A 19,375-nucleotide genomic window follows, 5' to 3' on the forward strand; every position below is an offset into this window, starting at 1 on the left:
TGTATTAAATTTAACTAAACAGTTAAACTAATCGGTTAATTCAATGAAACAACAAAACAGCCAAACCGAAGAAAAAATATTAGAAGCTGCCGAAAAGATATTTTTGAGAGATGGATACGGCGACGCTCGCATGCAAGATATTGCTGATTTGGCAGGAATTAACAAGGCATTGTTACACTATTATTTTCGTTCAAAGGATAATTTATTTGAATATATTTTTGAAAAGAAAATAAGTGTGATGTTTCCGAAGATGGAGGAATTATTTGGCCAAAATCTTTCATTTTATGAAACAATCTGTGCATTTATTGAAAAATATGTGTCGATTCTGGCAGATAATCCTTATATGCCTTTTTTTGTGATGTCAACTATCAATCGAGCTGATAGAAAGGATTTTATCAAGAAACTCCCTGTTTCTCTCAATCAAAAACTAATTGAACTTTACATGAAAGATTTATCTGAAAAGAAGGTAAGGGAAGTAAATCCGATTCAGCTAATCATTTCAATCATTAGCATGTGTGCTTTTCCGTTTATGGCAAGGCCTGTTATTAAAGAAATTACCAAAATTGATGAAGAACAGTTCAAAATGCTCATGAATTTTAGAGTTGCTGAAATTCAACAATATATCAAATACATTCTTATTCCTAATAGTTGATTTACTCTTGATTGAATAGAAATAATCAATCTAATCTTACAAATTTTTAACAATTTTCAAGAAATGAAACAATTAAGCACTTTACTTACTTTCGTGCTGCTATTGAAGGGTTTCTTAGTTTCGGGGCAAACTTCGCTGCAATCTTGTATTGATTTGGCGGAAAGAAATAATCCTCAAGCTAAACTTTTACCATTGGTTGCAGAGGCTGAAGCCTTGCAAATAGCAGCATTGAATAAAAATTATCTACCACAAACCTCTGTGGGTGGTCAAGCTACTTGGCAATCGGCCGTAACAAGTTTGCCCATTTCATTGCCCAATATTAAGGTTCCTACTATTTCTAAAGACCAATATAAGGCAACTTTAGAAGTAACTCAAATAGTTTGGGACGGTGGCTTAACCAAAAGTCAAAAACAAATAGCAACTGCCTCTGCAAATGCCGATTCTCGAAATATTGAAAGCAATTTGTATCTGATTCGTGAGCAAATTTCTAACCTATATTTTGGAATTTTATTGGCAGAAAAACAATTTCAAAATACTGAAATCATTAAAAATGACATTGAAAGCCAACTAAAAAAGCAAAGTGCAAACTTAGACAATGGAACGGCAATCAAAAGCAATTTAATGATGCTTGAAGCTCGATTAATTGAGTTAAAGCAGCAGCAAAGAGAGATTAAAAGTAGAAAATTAGCCGCATTAAAAGGACTTTCAATTTTAACAGGAAAAGAGTTTTTAGAAAATACAGTTTTAGAAGAACCTCGTTTGGCAATGGCTGAAAATGCAGGCATAGACCGTCCAGAATTGAAGTATTTTGATGCACAAAAATCATTAGCTGAAGCAAATAAATTAGGTATAAAATCGAAATATGCTCCTAAGTTAAATCTTTTTGCCACGGGTGGTTATGGTCGTCCAGGTTTGAATATGCTTTCTCCAGATTTTGCTACTTATTTTATCGGTGGAGTTTCATTACGTATTCCACTTTCAAATTTTTATTTGAAAACCAAAACATCAGATTTACGCCAAATTGATATCAATAAAGAGAAAATTGAGCAACAAAAAGCCCTTTTCTTACAGCAAACTCAATTGAAATTGGCCACTCAGAACGAAGATTTTCTAAAACTTCAAGATCAAATCAAAGAAGACCAACGACTGATTGAAATTCGTGGATACATGAAAAAAATTGCTGAAAATCGACTTGAAAACGGCATGATTACCGTGAGCGATTATATAACAGAGGTAGATAACGAATCAATGGCTAAACAAAATTTGAGTTTACACCAAATTCAACAAATGCAGATTATCAATAATATTAAAATTTTGAAAGGAAACTAAGCATTCGCTAAAAGCAAACATACAATGAAAACAATCTATCAAACATATTTTGCCGTGGCCTTGACTCTTGGCATTACGGCTTGTAATTCATCAAAAACAGATTTCGATGCCACCGGCGTTTTTGAAGCAGAAGAGGTTATAATTTCGTCAGAATCTAATGGGAAATTACTGGCTTTAAATATAACAGAAGGTGATGCCTTAACAGTAGGGCAGGAGGTTGGACAAGTTGATTGTCAGAATATCAACCTTCAAAAAGCTCAAACAGAGGCTAGTATTGCGGCTCTAAAACTCAAACAAAATGAGGCTACTCCACAAGTGAAAATTTTAGAAAAACAAATTGAAACCCAAAAAGCTGTTTTAGCTACCCAAAAGGAACAATTAACTCTATTAGAAAAAGAACGTAAACGTCTTCAAAACTTAGTCAATGCAGAGGCTGCACCAACTAAGCAATTAGATGACATTGTGGGTCAAATTGAAATTTTGAAGAAACAAATGACAAGCACTCAAAGTCAAATTGAAGTAATTTCTCAGCAAATTTCATCGCAGAAAGAACAAATTAGTATCCAAAATCGTGGAATTTTAAGCGAAACTCAGCCTTTGCAAGTACGTGTCTCTCAAATTGACGAACAATTAGGACATTGTAAAGTAATTAATCCAATTGCGGGAACGGTATTAGTAAAATATGCTGAATCGAATGAAATGACAGGTATGGGTAAACCACTTTATAAGATTGCTGACTTAAGTACGATGACACTGCGTGCCTATGTTTCGGGTACACAACTCGGACAAGTAAAGGTTAATCAACCAGTGAAGATTTTTATTGATAATGGAAAAGATGCTTACAAAGAAATGCAAGGTACTATCTCTTGGATTTCAAGTAAAGCTGAGTTCACTCCAAAAACCATTCAGACCAAAGATGAACGTGAAAATTTGGTTTATGCAGCCAAAATTAAAGTGAAAAATGATGGATTCATCAAGATAGGAATGTATGGTGAAGTGAAATTTTAAACCAAGCCGCTATGTCATCAGTCATTATTGAAAATATCACTAAAACTTACGATAAAGGCACTGTAAAAGCCTTAGATAGGGTAAGTTTTGAAGTGAAATCAGGCGAATTATTCGGACTTATCGGTGCAGATGGTGCAGGTAAAACCACCCTTTTTAGAATCTTAACCACCCTATTGATTCCTGATTCGGGAAAAGCAACAGTTGCAGGTTATGATGTGGTGAAAGATTTCAAGCAAATTAGGCAAATTGTGGGCTATATGCCGGGTAAGTTTTCCTTGTATCAAGATTTGAGTATTGAAGAAAATCTTAACTTTTTTGCAACTGTTTTTGGTACTACCGTAGAAGAAAACTACGAATTGATTCGAGAAATATATGTGCAAATCGAACCTTTTAAAAAGCGTTTAGCTGGTAAACTTTCGGGTGGAATGAAGCAAAAGTTGGCACTTTGTTGTGCTTTGATTCACGAACCTAAAGTTTTATTCTTGGATGAACCCACAACGGGTGTTGACCCAGTTTCGAGAAAAGAATTTTGGGAAATGTTGGGAAGATTGAAGGAGCGGGGAATTACTATAATTGTTTCTACGCCCTACATGGATGAAGCGAAACTTTGTGATAGAATTGCCTTAATTCAAAATGCAAAGATTTTGGATGTGGATACATTAGATGGAATTTTAACTAAAAATAAGCAAAATCTATTGGCAGTTAGCAGCGATAATATGTATCAACTTTTGAAGGATTTGCGAGCTTATCCCGATGCTGTTTCTTGTTTTGCTTTTGGTCAACATCATCATTTACAGGTGAAAAATGCCTCATCAAGCATTGAAAACTTAAGTGAATACCTCACTGAGCACCAACATTCCAATATTTCTATTGAGGCAATTAATCCAGATATTGAAGATACTTTTATAAAACTTATGCAAGATGCTTAACGAAGAAATTGTCATAAAAACGAATAAGTTGACCAAGACTTTCGGAGATTTTACAGCCGTCAATGCCATCAGTTTTGAAGTAAAATCGGGAGAAATATTTGGGTTTTTAGGAGCGAATGGTGCTGGCAAAACTACCGCCATGCGTATTTTATGCGGCTTGCTTTCGCCAACTTCGGGCGAGGCAAAGGTAGCTGGTTATGATGTTTACAAAGAAAATGAGTCAATCAAACGACACATTGGCTATATGAGTCAAAAGTTTTCTTTGTACGAAAACCTAACCGTTAAAGAAAATATTGAGTTTTTTGGCGGGATTTATGGACTTTCCCGCAAAGAATTGAAAGAAAAAGGAAATGATTTGATTAATCGATTGGGAATGGAGAAGGAGGCCGATAAGTTAGTTGGTTCTTTACCTTTGGGTTGGAAACAAAAAATTTCTTTCTCAACGGCCATTTTACACCAACCTAAAATTGTATTCTTAGACGAACCAACGGGTGGTGTTGACCCAATCACTCGTCGTCAATTTTGGGATATGATTTATGAAGCTACCGATTCGGGCATTACAGTTTTCGTAACTACTCACTATATGGACGAAGCTGAATATTGCAATCGTGTTTCGATAATGGTTGATGGTTCGATTTCTGCCCTTGATACCCCACATAATCTCAAACAACAATTTGAAACCGATTCTATGGAAGGCGTATTCTTGAAACTAGCTCGTCAAGCCAAGCGAGGAGATTAAATCCCTTATAAATTGAATTTCTCCAAAGGTGATACATACAATATTACTGGTTTTTCCAGTTGACCTTTAATCAAAATATGAAACTATTTTTTTCATTTATACGCAAAGAATTTTGGCATGTACTTCGCGATACTCGCAGTTTAGTGATTTTGCTTGGAATGCCCGTCATGATGATGCTTTTGTTTGGTTTTGCTTTATCAAACGAAGTAAAAAACTCAAATATTGGTGTTCTAGATTTATCTCATGATGAAACTACCCAGTTGTTAACCGATCGTTTTGACCAAAGTAGGTATTTCTCAGTGACAAAAAATCTAACGCGTGAAAGTCAAATCGAAGAAGCATTTCGTAAAAACGAGCTTCGAATGGTTGTCATTTTTTCACCAAAATTCCGTGAAGGTTTACTTCATTACAATCAAGCACAAATTAGATTAGTTGGAGATGCCACCGACCCGAATACTTCAAATATCATGATTAACTATGCTTCGGCAATTTTACGTGATTATCAGAATGAGTTGTTTGGCGAGCAAAAACTACCTTATCAAATTAATGTAGAAAGTAGTATGCTCTATAATCCTAAACTAAGTAGTAGTTTCAACTTTGTACCCGGTGTAATGACCTTAATTCTGATGCTGTTGGGAGCAATGATGACTTCAGTTTCTATTGTAAAAGAGAAAGAAAAAGGTACGATGGAAATTTTACTAGTTTCGCCTATGCGTCCATTAATGGTAGTGATAACGAAGGCAATACCTTACCTTTTGCTCTGTTTTATTGATGTTTTATTGATTTTGCTCTTAGCCTATACTGTTCTTGAAATGCCGTTGAGAGGAAATCTATTCCTGCTTTTAGCTGAAAGTATCTTGTTTATTTTCACTACACTTTCACTCGGATTATTGATTTCCAACTTGGTTGACAAACAACAAACCGCCATGTTTATATCATTGGTAGGTTTAATGATGCCCGCTTTGATATTCAGCGGTTTCATGTTTCCGCTGGAGAATATGCCATTACCTATGCAAATCATAAGTAATCTCGTTCCAACAAAATGGTATTACAGTATTGTTAGTAGTATAATGGTGAAAGGTTTAGGCATTAAGTTTATCTGGAAACAAACCTTGATATTAGTAGCCATGACTGTTTTTTATTTGGCAGTAGCCATGAAGAAATTTAAGATTAGATTGGAGTAATCCTTAGGGGAATTTGATTCATTAATGATTAGGCTTCAAAGAAAATCTTCCGAAGTCTGAAGAAACTAATTCAACATTGACATGAGAAATCTTTCATTTATATTACAAAAAGAGTTTAGGCAAATTTTTAGAGATAAAACCATTCTCCGAATGATGTTTATTATGCCTATTCTTCAGCTCATCATTATTCCATTAGCTGCCGATTATGAGATAAAACACTTGTCAATTAGTGTAATTGACCAAGACCATTCAACTTATTCAAAAAGACTTATAACAAAGCTTACTTCATCGGGCTATTTTAGATTGGTGCAATATGATAATTCATATGCTAAAGCTCTGGAAAATGTTGGAAATGGAAAAACTGATTTAATTTTAACAATTCCTACCCATTTCGAACGTAATTTAATCAAAGAAAATAAGGCAACTTTAGCTTTAGCGGCCGATGCCGTTAGTAATACCAAAGCAGGCTTGGGTTCATCTTATGCTACCCAAATTATCAATGATTTCAATAATGAAATTCGTGAAGAATGGATTCGAATGCCTAGATTTAATGATATGCCACAAATCCTGATTACTAATGCTAATTGGTATAATCCCCACATTGATTATCATTTGTTTATGGTGCCTGGGATTTTGGCCATTTTGGTTACAATGGTTGGTAGTTTTCTTGCAAGTTTGAATATCGTTTCAGAGAAAGAAATAGGCACGATTGAGCAAATTAATGTTACTCCTATTAAGAAACACGAATTTATTTTAGGTAAACTTATACCATTTTGGGTATTAGGAATGATTACCGTAACGATAGGTATGTTGGTGGCTTTTGCTATTTTTAGAATTATCCCGCAAGGTTCTTATTTGATAGTTTATTTATTTTCAGGTGTTTACCTATTAAGTGTGCTCGGAATAGGTTTACTTTTAAGTACTTTTTCAGATTCGCAACAACAAGCTACTCTTTTTGCCTTCTTTTTTATGATGGTCTTTGTACTCATGAGCGGACTTTACACGCCTATTGAGAGTATGCCAAGTTGGGCAAAAGTGATTGCCTATTGTAATCCACCGATGTATTTTGTGAAAGTTATTCGTTCTGTATTTATCAAAGGAAGTGGCTTTGCAGATATGCTACCAGAATTTGCAGCAATTGTAGTTTTTGCCATTTTCTTTAATGCACTAGCCATTATAAATTATCGAAAAAGAAGTGCCTAAATTTATTTGAGCGTAAAACTATTCAAAAATGATTCAATTAAAGGCTGATAATAATTGTATTTCTTACTTTCGGCCGAAAAAGTTACAATATAAACTTTACTTGATTTTACATAAAAATATTGCCTCCATGTTTGTTGAAAAGTATCTTTTTCTCCAGTGTAGGTGATACGCATCACATTTGACTTTAGTTTCTTTTTTTCTATCACCTTGAAATTTTTTACAACTTTTGGTAGATAATCAATAGAAAATGCCGTGTATTTGTCAACTGTATAGCTGGCAGAAGGTAATGGATTGAAAGTGAGATTGATACTTTCTGTGTAAGTATCAGGCCATGTAAGGGTATCGCCCGGTGCAAGAATCGTGCACTCATTGGCTGCACAATTAGCTTTTAGTCGCCAACTACTTGGATAATTGATTTTATAAGGTTTAAAATCTAAAACTTTTATACTATCTGTTAGTGAAGCATTGGCTTTATTGAAGCCTAAAATGATAATCAATACAACGAAAAGTTTTTTCATATATTAAAGATTTTATTTTGCTGTTTTCAGACTTCTCAATCAGAGAAGTCTTTTTTATTAATTCTTCTTCTTTGGTCCGCCAATTTTATAAATTAAATAGCCAAATCCTATTAAGAAATGTAGAATAATAATTGCCCCGACGATATAATAAGTAGTCATTTTAGTTTGATTTATTTACAAATAAATACGAACATTACTAAACTCAAAATGACTAAAGTCACATACTCTAGCAATTTAAAAAGGATATCCAATGGCAAATCTCAATGCTGGGTAATATTCTTGTTTTCGGCTTAGTTTGAGTTCGTCTAAAACAAAGCGTTGCCCTACTGGTTTGGCAGGGTCGAAAACTTTTATGCCCCAGTCTATTCTTGCCACGAAATAATCTAAATCTAAACGAATTCCTGCACCTGTACCAACCGCAATTTCTTTATAAAATCTTCCCCAATCAAAATTTGCTTGATTATATTTACTTTCAATCTGATACCATTTCCAAACGTTACCTGCATCTACAAAAAGCCCTAAATTCCAATTTCCAATAAATCTGAACATATATTTTCGGAGTTCCACACTTGACTCTAAGATAATATCTCCGGGTTGTTGTGAAAAACGATTGTTGATAGTTGTACCTGCTGCCGAACCTGGTCCGAGTGAGCGAGGTTGCCATGCTCGAATACTATTTGGTCCGCCAATAAAGAAGTTTTTCTCGAAAGGCATTGCTCGGTTTTGACCGTAAGGATGAGCAACACCCATATTTAGCCTAAATGCCCAAGAATCACGTTGATTGATAGGAATGTATCTTCTATAATCAAAATTTATTTTTACGAATCGAAAATATGCCCTTTTTGGAGTATCTAATGGAAAAATATTATCAATAAATTTGATTTGATTTTTATTTGGGAAGAAATTAAGGGTAGTTCCGCCCGATTCTACAAATAGTCTAAAATATTTTGCACGTGTATTTTTGCCCTGTTGCTGGTTATTGAAGATATATGTTGCATTAATACTCGAAACAAACTGCGGGTCATAAAGTACTTTTAGATTTGGATTATTGATTAAAACTTCTTCAAAAGCAGCACTTTTAAATGGTGTGTTGATTAGGTTAATATCAAACGGAGAAATTAAAATAGTTTCATATTTTGAGCGTTGCCATGAATAGTTTCCTGTTAGGCGAAATACCTGTCTTTCAAATAGTCTTTGTTTAGAATTATTAAAACTCAAGGCTAATTGTGTTCGTGGGCTTTTTAGGCTTAATAAATTAGAAATTTTACCCAAGAAGATAATTTTTGGAATATTTAAGGCCAAATTTGCCCCTAATTCACGACTCCTTTGAGTGGTAGAATCTAAACCAGGTTGACCTTCAAGATTGGCACGAAGACCCAACTCTGTTGTTTCAAGCATACTCAACAAGTTGCGAGCACGAAGCGAAATACTAGCTCCACCGCCCAAAATGTTGTTGATATTATTGACGTCAAAATTATAGGCTGTGGTATATTTTGGATTTGTTGGAGCAATAATATCTGCCCTCAATTTATTTTCAGGTAATTGAGTAAACCTTACATTCGCAAACGCAAATTGGTCGAGACCATAAAGTTGGCGGTTAGTTTCATTCACCAAAGAAGCCTTGAAAAGTTGATTAGGGCGAATAAGAATTTTTTTATCTAAGATTCTCGCAGGAAATTTCTTGCCAATAAATGTATATCTAATACTATTTAATTCAATATTCGTCGTATCAATTTTAAGTGAATTATCAGATGAAGCATCGGCTGAAATAAAATTAACTGATTCGAGGGTAAATTGCTCATGTTGTTCTTTTTGCAGCGGATTTCTGATATTTAAGCCTAGATTTACTTTGTATCCTCTTTTAATATAATCGGTTGTATCAATCTCAACACTGATATAGTTTTTAGCGATAAAATTAAAATAGCCATTTTCCTTTAAAAATGATTCAATTCTAATCTTTTCGGCATCAATATTCCCAAAATCAATATTTTTATTTGATTTTAGTAAACTCGTTGATTGATATTTTTTCAATAAAGAATCAATTTTGATATCTTCTACATTGAATTTAATACTATCAATTCGATAACCACTCTTCTCATCTACCAAATAGGTTAGTTTTACTCTTTTGTTAGTGTTTACTGAATCTATTTTGTAGCTAACTTTATTATCGAAATAACCTTTGCTGTATAAATAATCATGAATACTACTGCTCGTGCGTTTGATGGCATTTTCAGTAATTATGGCAGGAGCTTCTCCAATATTTTTCATCCACCAATTTTCTTTGGTTTCCAGTCTGTCTTTAAAAATATTGATTTTATTTTGAAAGCGTTTTCGTTTTCTTTCAATTTTAGCATCGTAGATTTCTGGATTAGGTAATACTTCTAATCTATTTTGCCATTTTTTTAGTCTTTTATTAATTTTTTCGTCACGATAAAATGATTTGCCTAAATTATAAAATCCTACATAAGGAGCTACTGGTAAGTATAAAATTCGACGATTAGGTCTTTGCGTAGGAGGAATAAGGAGGTCGAGTTCCTCAGTTGAGATTTGTTTATTACCTTTGAACTCAAAATTATTCAGACGATATTCATCTCGCTCTAATTGTACTTTTGGTGTACAAGAGCTAGCCAACAAAACAATAGAGCAAATAGTTAAAGATTTGTAAATGAGTTTTCTATCAAAAAATGTTTGCAATGCATAAAAAAGATATGAGACTACTTTCAAAATCATAAATTGCTTGTTTGTCAGTTGAGTAAAGTTTAGTTTCAACCGCCCTAAAATAGTAAATTCAAATAAAATGTTTTCAAAACAACAACAAAAGTACGTTCAATCTCTGCAAATAAAAAAATATCGACAAGAACATCAACGTTTTTTAGTAGAAGGTGCTAAAAGTGTTCAAGAATTATTGAACTCTGATTTGGAAATAGAACTATTACTTTGTACACCTAAGTTCTATGCAGAAAACGAAAAAAAGCTTGAAAAAATATCAGTAGAGCAGATTTCACAAGCAGAACTTGAAAAAAATGGAACGCTGCAAAGTAATGATGCGGCATTGGCAGTTGTAAAAATGCGTCATAATGCACCTCTTACTGCTGAAAAAGATGAGTTCGTATTGGTATTAGATGATATTCGTGACCCTGGTAATTTTGGTACAATTCTTAGAATTGCCGATTGGTATGGCATCAAAAAAGTTATTTGTTCTGACTCAACAGTTGACTTCTATAACCCCAAAGTTATTGCGGCATCAATGGGTTCTTTTACAAGGATTAAGATTTACTATACCGAACTATCAAAATACTTCGAAAGGTTAATTAAAAAGGGGAATATTGAAATCATTGGTACTTTTTTAGATTCAGAAAATGTACATCATTTCCAATTCCCAAGCAGTGGCTATATTGTTTTAGGAAATGAATCCAATGGAATAGGAGAGTCGGTAGAAAAATTAATTACTAAGAAAATAACCATTCCAAGGTTCGGAGAGGCAGAATCACTCAATGTGGGGATTGCAACGGCAATAGTTTTAGATAATTTCCGAAGAAGAGAGTAAGTGAATTTTTATTCAGTTATTTTTTTGTGTTAATATTTTCTGATAATTATTAATAGTAGTATTATTTATCTTATTCAACCCATAAGCTCATGAGAAAAATTTATCTATTGCTCAGCATTTTACTTGTTTTTATACAATCAAATGCTCAAACTCAACTAACTTCTTCGGTATCTTCTAAACCTCTTTCTGTTGCTAAAAATCCTGAAGAAGTAGGAATATCTTCTGAAAGACTTAAACGAATAGATAACGCTTTGGGTCAATTAGTTGAGCAAAATAAACTTCCCGGTATGGTGGCTTTATTTACTCGAAATGGACAAATTGTTTACCAAAAGGCATTCGGATACGCTGATTTTCAGACTAAAAGACCCATGAAGGTTGATGATATTTTTAGAATTGCCTCGATGACTAAAGCGATTACATCCACAGCAGTGATGATGTTGTATGAAGAAGGTAAATTCTCTTTAGACGACCCTATTTCGAAGTTTATTCCAGAGTTTAAAAATCCTCGTGTTTTAAAATCATTCCGATTCTCTGATACAACCTATACTAGCGAACCAGCTAAATCTGAAATTACTATTCGGCATTTGCTTACTCATACCTCTGGAATTGGTTATGGCGTTATTGATGGTGACGAAAGTTTTAAGGCTATGTACAAAAAAGCAGGAATTGTTGATTTATTCACAACTAATCCCGTCAAAATTGGAGATAATATTAAGAAATTAGCTAAGCTTCCATTACACCACAATCCGGGTGAAAAGTTTACATACAGTGAGGGTTTGGATGTTTTAGGATATTTTATAGAAATCGTATCGGGAATGCCTTTTGATGAATATTTGAGGACGCATTTGTTTGAACCATTAGGTATGAACGACACCTATTTTTATCTTCCTGAATCAAAAAAAGAGCGTTTAGTTTACATTCATAAACCAGATAGCCTAAAGACTTGGGTGCGTTTCCCTGTAACCTTTTACGACCCAAATTATCCAATTACAGGTGCAAAAACGTTCTTTTCGGGCGGAGCAGGTCTTTCTTCAACAGCAAAAGATTATGCTACCTTTTTGCAAATGCTACTTAATGGAGGAACAATGAATGGTAAACGTTTCTTGAGCAGAACAACCGTGAATTTATTGACAGCAACCAATCAGACGGGCGATTTATATGGTGGGCCAAAAGGCGAAAGTTTCTTTAGTTTGGGCTTTAGTGTGATTAGTCCAATAGGTGAGTTAAAAGGAAATGGAAGTGCTGGAAGATTTAATTGGGGAGGCTATTTTAATACAAATTATTGGGCTGACCCAAAAGAAAAAATTATCATGATTCTTATGAAACAAACTCAAGCGGCACTAGATGGTGGCTCTGAAGCTCTGTTCACTCGCATGATTTATCAAACAATTGATGATTAGAAAGGGGCAATTATAAAAGATTTATCTACACAACTCTCCTTTTGGTCGTTTAAGTCAATTTTTAGAATAAACTTTAGCTTTATTCAATATGTCTAATCAATTGAATATTGATAACATAGGTTTTGATTTTAAAATTGATTTTAGCTGAAAATATATGAAAAAGCTGTTACTTCAGACGTTTACTTTGATAATAGTTAGTATTTCTGTCTTTGCACAGAACTCAGAACTCACCGGAGTTGTCAAAGATGCTCAAGATAATACAGGTGTTTCTGGAGCAAGTATATTATTAATCAATGCACGAGACTCTACACTGCGTAAAGGAGTTTTGGCCGATGTTAATGGGGCTTTCAAATTGAGCAACTTAAAAACTGGCAACTATAATCTCAGAATTTCTTCAATTGGATACGCTAATCTTGAAACAAGGGTATCGCTCGGAAATGGATTAAAAGATTTAGGGATTTTAAAATTATCAGAAAATGCTAGTCAACTCGGCGAAGTGACGGTTCGTGAAAAACAAGTGCGAGTTGAACAAAAAGGCGATACAATTCAATATAATGCTAGTGCTTTTAAAACAAATCCAGATGCTACGGTTGAGGATTTGGTAAAGAAAATGCCGGGAGTTACAATCGAAAATGGGGTTGTAAAAGCACAAGGTGAGGAAGTAAAGAAAGTAACCGTTGATGGTCAGGAATTCTTTGGCGATGACGCAGCTTTGGCTCTAAAAAACTTACCTGCAGAAGTAGTAGATAGAATTCAGGTATTCGACCGTTTGAGTGAACAAGCACAGTTTACAGGGTTTGACGATGGTAATTCTGTAAAAACAATCAATATTACTACTCGTCAAAATAAAAATAATGGGCAGTTTGGTAAAATTTATGCTGGTGCAGGCGATGACCAACGCTATCAATCTGGTGCAAGTGTTAATTTTTTCAAGAAAGACCAACGCTTGACTATCATTGGTTTATCTAACAACATTAACCAACAAAACTTTTCTAACCAAGATATTTTAGGCGTACTAGGTAATTCTGGTGGCGGAGGTATGGGTGGTTTTGGTGGTGGCCAAGGTGGTGGAGGTGGTATGCGTCCACAAGGTGGAGGAGGTGGCGGAACAGGGCCACGAGGTGCTGGCGGTGGCCAAGGTGGCGGTGGCGGTGGTGATGCTGGTAATTTTATGGTCGGTCAACAACCTGGAATCGCAAAAACTACTTCAATAGGTTTAAATTATAGTGATAATCTTGGTAAAAAAGTAAAACTTTCAACAAGTTATTTCTTTAATGCAGCCAACAATGGTAATCAAAGTATTACTTCTCGTGAATATTTGGGCTCTGTACCTCAAATGTATCATGATACTAGCACTACACAAAATAAAAATCTAAATCATCGTGCAAACGTGCGATTAGAATATACTATTGATAAAAATAATTCTATTGTTTTTACGCCAAGAATTAGCTGGCAAGGAAACGATGCCTTATCTACGCTTTCGAGCCGAACTTTCTTGAATAGTCAGACAATCAATACAAATGCTACAAGTCGAAACTCTTCAAATAATGGTTTTAATTTTTCGGGTGATTTATTATTTCGTCATCGTTTTGCCAAAAATGGACGTACATTTTCAGTCAATTTAGGAAGTACAGTCAGTGACCAAACGGGCATTACAACACAATACTCTATTAGTAGATATTTTACTCCAAGAGATACAACGCAGTTGGTTAATCAACAAACAAATTCACAAACCAATAGTAATCGTATGTCAATTGGAGTAACTTACACTGAACCAGTTGGAAAAATGGGTCAACTCCAATTCGACCATAATGTGAACTACACACTTAGTAATTCTGATAGAGAAGTAAATGCTTACGATGAAAAACTGTTTACATATAGTGTTCTAAAAACTTCTTTAAGTAGTGTTTTTGATAATACGTATTTGACGAACCGAACGGGTATGAGCTATCGTTTGAGAAGTAAAAAAGGATTTTTTACATTAGGAGCGGCCTACCAAAATGCACAATTAGCTAGTCAACAAACCTATCCAATTGCACAGGATGTTAAGTATGCATTTAATAGTATTTTACCAAATGCCATGTTTAATTATCGTTTTACGAATAATGCAAACTTTCGAATTTTCTATCGTACCAATACCAATGCTCCATCTGTTACCCAGTTACAAGGAGTAATTAACAATAGTAATCCAACGCAGCTATCTACAGGAAATCCAGATTTGAAACAAGATTATAGTCATAATCTTTCGTTTAGATATGGTATTACAAATGCTAAAACCGCTCAAAATATTATGATGTTTTTGAATTTGACTTACGCGAATAATTCAATTGTTCAATCAACATTCATAGCAGATAAAGATTATATTTTAGCCCCTGGAATAACACTTTTTAAAGGTTCTCAACTAACAAAACCAATTAACCTCGACGGAGCATTAAATGCCCGAACATTTATGAGTTATGGTATTCCTGTTTCAAAAATTAAGTCGAATTTAAACTTAAGTGCCGGGGTAAGTTATGCCAAAAATCCAAATATGATTAATAACGTAAAAAGTTTCACCAATACTTACGGAATTAATGGTGGGGCTGTTTTGAGTAGTAATTTGAGTGAAAAAGTTGATTTTACGCTTTCATACACGCCAACTTACAGTATTGTCAGAAATTCAGTACAAACTTCGCTCAATACAAAATATGTTTTCCAAAATACCTCTTTCAAAATTAACTGGTTGTTTGGAAAAGGATTTTTGCTACAATCTGAAGTTTTAAATCAGGCGTATTCTGGTCTAGGTTCAGGGTTTAATCAAAACTTTACACTTTGGAATGCTGGTTTTGGGTATAAATTTTTGAAAAAACAAGCTGCTGAAATTAGACTAAATGTTTTTGATATTTTGAAACAAAATAATAGTATTGCTAGAAATGTTTCGACGGCTTACATTGAAGATGCTCGTAATCAAGTGCTTACGAGATATTTTATGTTGACTTTTACATATAATTTGAAAAACTTTAGATTATAATTTTTTAAAGTTTAATTTGAAAGCCCTGCAAAGAAAATGTAGGGCTTTCTTGTTTAAAAGCAGTAGGGCACAGGCTTGTAGGTATGATATAAATTTGTATTTTTACAGCAATATTTTTTTAGAAATAAAACTACTCATATAAGCTTCAAATTTATTTCATGAAAGTCTGTGCCGTTTTTGATATTGGAAAAACCAATAAGAAATTACTTCTTTTTAATGAAGATTATCAAATAGTAAAAGAAGAACAATCGCAATTTGAAGAAGTTTTAGACGACGATGGCTTTCCTTGTGATGATTTAATTCAACTAAGTTCTTGGCTTAAAAAAACGCTTGAAAGTATTAAGCAAAATTCTGATTATGAGGTAGTTGGTCTTAATTTTTCCGCTTACGGTGCTACTTTGGTTCATTTGAATTCTGAAGGGAAACCGCTCACACCATTGTATAATTACCTTAAACCGTTTACTCGCCAAATGAGTAAAGCGTTTACAGATAAGTATTCATCGGGTGTTTTTACAGAAACTGCATCTCCTGAACTAGGCATGTTGAATTCTGGATTACAACTTTATTGGTTGAAAGAATCAAAACCAAGCATTTTTCATCAAATCAAATATTCGCTGCATTTACCTCAATATTGTAGCTATTTATTTACAAAACAACCTCTTTCAGAGATTACCAGTGTTGGTTGTCATACAGCCATTTGGGACTTTCAGAAGAAAGATTATCATACTTGGCTTGAATCAGAACATATACATTCAATTCAACAAAAGCCTTCGGTATCGAATGTTGCAACAAATATCGAAGGTATTGCCGTTGGTGTAGGTATTCATGATAGTTCATCTGCATTAGTGCCTTACTTGAAATCATTTGATGAAAGATTTATACTGCTTTCTACGGGTACTTGGGCCATAAGTTTAAATCCTTTTAATGATGAACCATTGACTGATGCCGAGCTACAAAAAGACTGTCTTTGCTATCTCAATTATCAAGGAAATCCTGTAAAAGCTGCACGTCTTTTTGCTGGAAACGAACATGAACGTCAAACCAAACATCTTGCTGAGTATTTTGGCAAGGAAATAGATTACTATAAGCAAGTAAAATATGACCACGAGATGGTGTGGTTTTTGAGAAATAAGTTCAAACAAGCAACACCCGAAACCGTTGATGTGGGTTTATTGAAAGATTGTCCATTCGTAGAAAGAAATCTTAATTTATTCAAATCTTATGAAGAAGCTTATCATCAATTTATGCTTGATTTAGTGGCACAACAAGTAGCTTCATTAAATTCGGTTATGGGTTGGAGTAAGCCCAAGCAGATTTATGTAGATGGTGGATTTTCGAATAATGAGATTTATATGAATTTATTGGCGGAATCGTATGCGAATAAACAAATATTTGCTTCAGAAATTGCCCAAGCTTCCGCTTTAGGAGCTGCCTTAGTTATACATGAACATTGGAATTCAAAGCCAATTCCTCAGCAATTAATTCATTTGAAGAGATATTTTTGTTGAGTTCTTATTAGAGTCATTAAAAAGCCTTGCAAATATCATTTGCAAGGCTTTAATATTTCTGGAAATCAAATTATTTACCTTGAGCTCCTACGACCGCAATAGCCACCATATCAACGATTTCACGCACAGAACTACCTAATTGTAATACGTGTACAGGCTTTTTCAAACCTAATAAAATTGGTCCGATTTTATCAATATTAGCAACTTCTTTAACAATATTATAAGCGATATTTGAAGAAGATAAATTCGGGAAAATGAGTGTGTTTGCTCTTCCATCAACCAAATCACTGAAAGGATGATTTTCTTTCAATAAATCAATATCAAAAGGTAAGTGAGCTTGCATTTCTCCATCAACAACCATATTTGGATGCTTGTCTTTTAGAATAGCCACTGCTTTTTGCATTTTTTGTGCATCTTCACCATCTGCACTACCAAAGTTTGAGTAAGTAAGTAATGCAATACGTGGTTTGATATTAAATTTCTCTACTTCTTTGGCCGCTAATTCAGTGATTTCAACAATTTCCTCAGCTGTTGGGTTAAAGTTGACCGTAGTATCGGCTAAGAATAAAGGGCCAAAACGGCTCATTAAGATATACATTCCTGATACTTTTTTCACACCTTCCTGACGACCAATAATTTGTAATGCCGGACGAATGGTTTCAGGGTAGTTACGAGTCATACCACCAATCATGGCATCAGCTTCACCAGTTTCAATCATCATCGCACCAAAATAGTTGCGATTACGCATTAATTGTTTCGCTTCAAATTGATTATAACCTTTACGTTTACGTTTTTCAAAGAAAATCGCACCGAATTTTTCTAATCGCTCTTCTTGCTCATCAGCACGTGGGTCAATGATTTCAGCGTATGGTAAATCAATGTTATTTTCATCCAATAATTGAGTTATTCGTGCTACATTTCCCAACAAAATTGGTGTGGCAATTTTTTCATCTTGTACTTCTTGTGCTGCTTTCAATACGGTTAAGTTTTCAGCATCAGCAAAAACAATACGTTTTGGATTCAATTTCGCTTTCGTTCTGATAGCTTTTTTCAACGAATTATCTTGTCCCAAACGTTTAGATAATTGTGTATCATAAGCTTCCCAATCTTTAATTGGGAATTTCGCTACACCTGTTTCCATAGCAGCCTTTGCTACCGCTGGTGCAACTGTGGTAAGCAAGCGAGGGTCAACTGGCTTTGGAATGATATAATTTCTTCCAAACGAAAGATTTGATTCTCCGTAAGCTAAATTCACAATATCTGGAACCGGTTTTTTAGCTAATTCAGCTAATGCACGAACCGCTGCCAATTTCATTTCCTCATTGATTACTTTCGAGCGAACATCTAAAGCACCACGGAAAATGTATGGGAAACCCAGTACGTTATTTACTTGGTTTGGATAATCAGAGCGTCCAGTAGCCATGATAATATCTTCACGAGCGGCCGTGGCTTCTTCGAATGAAATTTCAGGCGTAGGATTGGCCATTGCAAAAACAATCGCATCAGATGCCATTGATTTTACCATGTCTTGAGTGAGAATATTACCTTTAGAAAGTCCAACAAATACATCGGCACCTACTAAAGCTTCTGCTAAAGTAGTTTCGGCAGGCATATTATCGTTGGCAAATTCAATTTTTTTACCATCAAGATTGGTGCGGCTTGGGTGAATCAAGCCTTTACTATCAAACATAAAGATATTCTTCTTTTCAGCACCTAAAGAATTATACAGACGCGTACAAGAAATGGCCGAGGCACCTGCACCATTGATAATAATTTTTACCTTTGAAATATCTTTGTTTACTAATTCAAGAGCATTTAAAAGAGCCGCTGAAGAAATGATGGCTGTTCCGTGTTGGTCATCGTGCATCACGGGAATATTCAGCTCTGCCTTCAAACGTTCTTCAATTTCAAAACATTCTGGAGCAGAAATATCTTCAAGGTTTACTCCACCAAAAGTAGGTTCAAGAATTTTAACAGTACGTACAAATTCATCTACATCTTTGGTGTTTAATTCAATATCAAAAACATCAATATCGGCATAAATTTTAAATAGAAGTCCTTTTCCTTCCATTACTGGCTTTCCTGCTTCCGGACCAATATCTCCAAGTCCTAAAACTGCAGTTCCGTTGGAAATCACAGCTACGAGATTTCCTTTAGCGGTGTATTTATACACATCTTCTGGGTTCTCGTAAATAGCCATACATGGGTCAGCAACACCCGGTGAATAGGCCAAAGAAAGGTCACGTTGGGTTGCGTATTCTTTACTCGGAACTACTTCAATTTTTCCGGGGCGGCCTTTAGCATGATAATGTAGGGCTTCTTCTTTTAAATTCTTTTTAGTACTCATT

General features: G+C 34.5%; 14 protein-coding genes. 11 read left to right on the forward strand and 3 right to left on the reverse strand.

Annotation, left to right across the window (positions count from 1 at the left end):
• The first annotated feature begins 43 nt into the window (after positions 1-43).
• From A6M55_RS05815 to A6M55_RS05845, 7 genes are all read left to right on the forward strand, one after another.
• On the forward strand, positions 44-652 hold the full coding sequence (locus A6M55_RS05815; RefSeq protein WP_015030400.1) for a TetR/AcrR family transcriptional regulator: 609 nt from the start codon (positions 44-46) through the stop codon (positions 650-652).
• Between the two features lie 63 nt (positions 653-715).
• The gene (locus tag A6M55_RS05820; protein WP_064196875.1) at positions 716-1,981 is read left to right on the forward strand and encodes a TolC family protein; all 1,266 of its coding nucleotides are present in this window, start codon (positions 716-718) and stop codon (positions 1,979-1,981) included.
• Positions 1,982-2,005: 24 nt separating this feature from the next.
• Complete coding sequence (locus A6M55_RS05825) at positions 2,006-2,989, forward strand: HlyD family secretion protein (protein ID WP_064196876.1); 984 nt, start codon at positions 2,006-2,008, stop codon at positions 2,987-2,989.
• Between the two features lie 11 nt (positions 2,990-3,000).
• Positions 3,001-3,918 (forward strand): ABC transporter ATP-binding protein, encoded by a 918-nt coding sequence (locus A6M55_RS05830; protein WP_064196877.1) that lies wholly within the window; start codon positions 3,001-3,003, stop codon positions 3,916-3,918.
• Positions 3,911-4,657, forward strand: coding sequence for an ABC transporter ATP-binding protein (locus A6M55_RS05835; protein ID WP_015030404.1), 747 nt, complete (start codon positions 3,911-3,913; stop codon positions 4,655-4,657). Before A6M55_RS05830 ends, A6M55_RS05835 begins: the two co-directional genes overlap by 8 nt.
• A gap of 77 nt (positions 4,658-4,734) precedes the next feature.
• Positions 4,735-5,841 carry an ABC transporter permease gene (locus tag A6M55_RS05840; protein ID WP_064196878.1) on the forward strand — a complete coding sequence of 369 codons (1,107 nt, stop codon included), beginning with the start codon at positions 4,735-4,737 and terminating at the stop codon, positions 5,839-5,841.
• A gap of 81 nt (positions 5,842-5,922) precedes the next feature.
• On the forward strand, positions 5,923-7,044 hold the full coding sequence (locus tag A6M55_RS05845) for an ABC transporter permease (protein ID WP_064196879.1): 1,122 nt from the start codon (positions 5,923-5,925) through the stop codon (positions 7,042-7,044).
• A 2-nt stretch (positions 7,045-7,046) separates the two neighbouring features.
• On the opposite strand, the gene A6M55_RS05850 is transcribed toward A6M55_RS05845, so the two are convergent.
• Both A6M55_RS05850 and A6M55_RS05855 read right to left on the reverse strand, forming a co-directional pair.
• Positions 7,047-7,562 carry a hypothetical protein gene (locus A6M55_RS05850; protein WP_015030407.1) on the reverse strand — a complete coding sequence of 172 codons (516 nt, stop codon included), beginning with the start codon at positions 7,560-7,562 and terminating at the stop codon, positions 7,047-7,049.
• 234 nt (positions 7,563-7,796) lie between these two features.
• Positions 7,797-10,292, reverse strand: a complete 2,496-nt coding sequence (locus tag A6M55_RS05855) for a BamA/TamA family outer membrane protein (protein ID WP_064196880.1) — start codon at positions 10,290-10,292, stop codon at positions 7,797-7,799.
• A 67-nt stretch (positions 10,293-10,359) separates the two neighbouring features.
• Here A6M55_RS05855 and A6M55_RS05860 point away from each other — a divergent pair, with 67 nt between their 5' ends.
• From A6M55_RS05860 to A6M55_RS05875, 4 genes are all read left to right on the forward strand, one after another.
• The gene (locus A6M55_RS05860) at positions 10,360-11,109 is read left to right on the forward strand and encodes an RNA methyltransferase (RefSeq protein WP_015030410.1); all 750 of its coding nucleotides are present in this window, start codon (positions 10,360-10,362) and stop codon (positions 11,107-11,109) included.
• Between the two features lie 89 nt (positions 11,110-11,198).
• Positions 11,199-12,509 carry a serine hydrolase gene (locus A6M55_RS05865; RefSeq protein ID WP_015030411.1) on the forward strand — a complete coding sequence of 437 codons (1,311 nt, stop codon included), beginning with the start codon at positions 11,199-11,201 and terminating at the stop codon, positions 12,507-12,509.
• A gap of 154 nt (positions 12,510-12,663) precedes the next feature.
• Positions 12,664-15,519 (forward strand): TonB-dependent receptor, encoded by a 2,856-nt coding sequence (locus A6M55_RS05870; protein WP_064196881.1) that lies wholly within the window; start codon positions 12,664-12,666, stop codon positions 15,517-15,519.
• 158 nt (positions 15,520-15,677) lie between these two features.
• On the forward strand, positions 15,678-17,027 hold the full coding sequence (locus A6M55_RS05875; RefSeq protein ID WP_064196882.1) for an FGGY-family carbohydrate kinase: 1,350 nt from the start codon (positions 15,678-15,680) through the stop codon (positions 17,025-17,027).
• A 70-nt stretch (positions 17,028-17,097) separates the two neighbouring features.
• Here the strand turns inward: A6M55_RS05875 and A6M55_RS05880 are convergent, their stop codons facing one another.
• Positions 17,098-19,374 (reverse strand): NADP-dependent malic enzyme, encoded by a 2,277-nt coding sequence (locus A6M55_RS05880; protein ID WP_015030414.1) that lies wholly within the window; start codon positions 19,372-19,374, stop codon positions 17,098-17,100.
• Position 19,375: the final 1 nt, after the last annotated feature.

Source organism: Emticicia sp. MM (genome assembly GCF_001649495.1).

Excerpts from the sequence above, each read along its gene's own strand:
- A6M55_RS05830 (WP_064196877.1), top strand. The coding sequence starts at position 3,001 with ATGTCATCAGTCATTATTGAAAATATCACTAAAACTTACGATAAAGGC.
- A6M55_RS05825 (WP_064196876.1), top strand. The coding sequence starts at position 2,006 with ATGAAAACAATCTATCAAACATATTTTGCCGTGGCCTTGACTCTTGGC.
- A6M55_RS05850 (WP_015030407.1), bottom strand. The coding sequence starts at position 7,562 with ATGAAAAAACTTTTCGTTGTATTGATTATCATTTTAGGCTTCAATAAA.
- A6M55_RS05865 (WP_015030411.1), top strand. The coding sequence starts at position 11,199 with ATGAGAAAAATTTATCTATTGCTCAGCATTTTACTTGTTTTTATACAA.
- A6M55_RS05875 (WP_064196882.1), top strand. The coding sequence starts at position 15,678 with ATGAAAGTCTGTGCCGTTTTTGATATTGGAAAAACCAATAAGAAATTA.
- A6M55_RS05820 (WP_064196875.1), top strand. The coding sequence starts at position 716 with ATGAAACAATTAAGCACTTTACTTACTTTCGTGCTGCTATTGAAGGGT.
- A6M55_RS05835 (WP_015030404.1), top strand. The coding sequence starts at position 3,911 with ATGCTTAACGAAGAAATTGTCATAAAAACGAATAAGTTGACCAAGACT.
- A6M55_RS05815 (WP_015030400.1), top strand. The coding sequence starts at position 44 with ATGAAACAACAAAACAGCCAAACCGAAGAAAAAATATTAGAAGCTGCC.
- A6M55_RS05880 (WP_015030414.1), bottom strand. The coding sequence starts at position 19,374 with ATGAGTACTAAAAAGAATTTAAAAGAAGAAGCCCTACATTATCATGCT.
- A6M55_RS05840 (WP_064196878.1), top strand. The coding sequence starts at position 4,735 with ATGAAACTATTTTTTTCATTTATACGCAAAGAATTTTGGCATGTACTT.
- A6M55_RS05845 (WP_064196879.1), top strand. The coding sequence starts at position 5,923 with ATGAGAAATCTTTCATTTATATTACAAAAAGAGTTTAGGCAAATTTTT.
- A6M55_RS05870 (WP_064196881.1), top strand. The coding sequence starts at position 12,664 with ATGAAAAAGCTGTTACTTCAGACGTTTACTTTGATAATAGTTAGTATT.
- A6M55_RS05860 (WP_015030410.1), top strand. The coding sequence starts at position 10,360 with ATGTTTTCAAAACAACAACAAAAGTACGTTCAATCTCTGCAAATAAAA.
- A6M55_RS05855 (WP_064196880.1), bottom strand. The coding sequence starts at position 10,292 with ATGATTTTGAAAGTAGTCTCATATCTTTTTTATGCATTGCAAACATTT.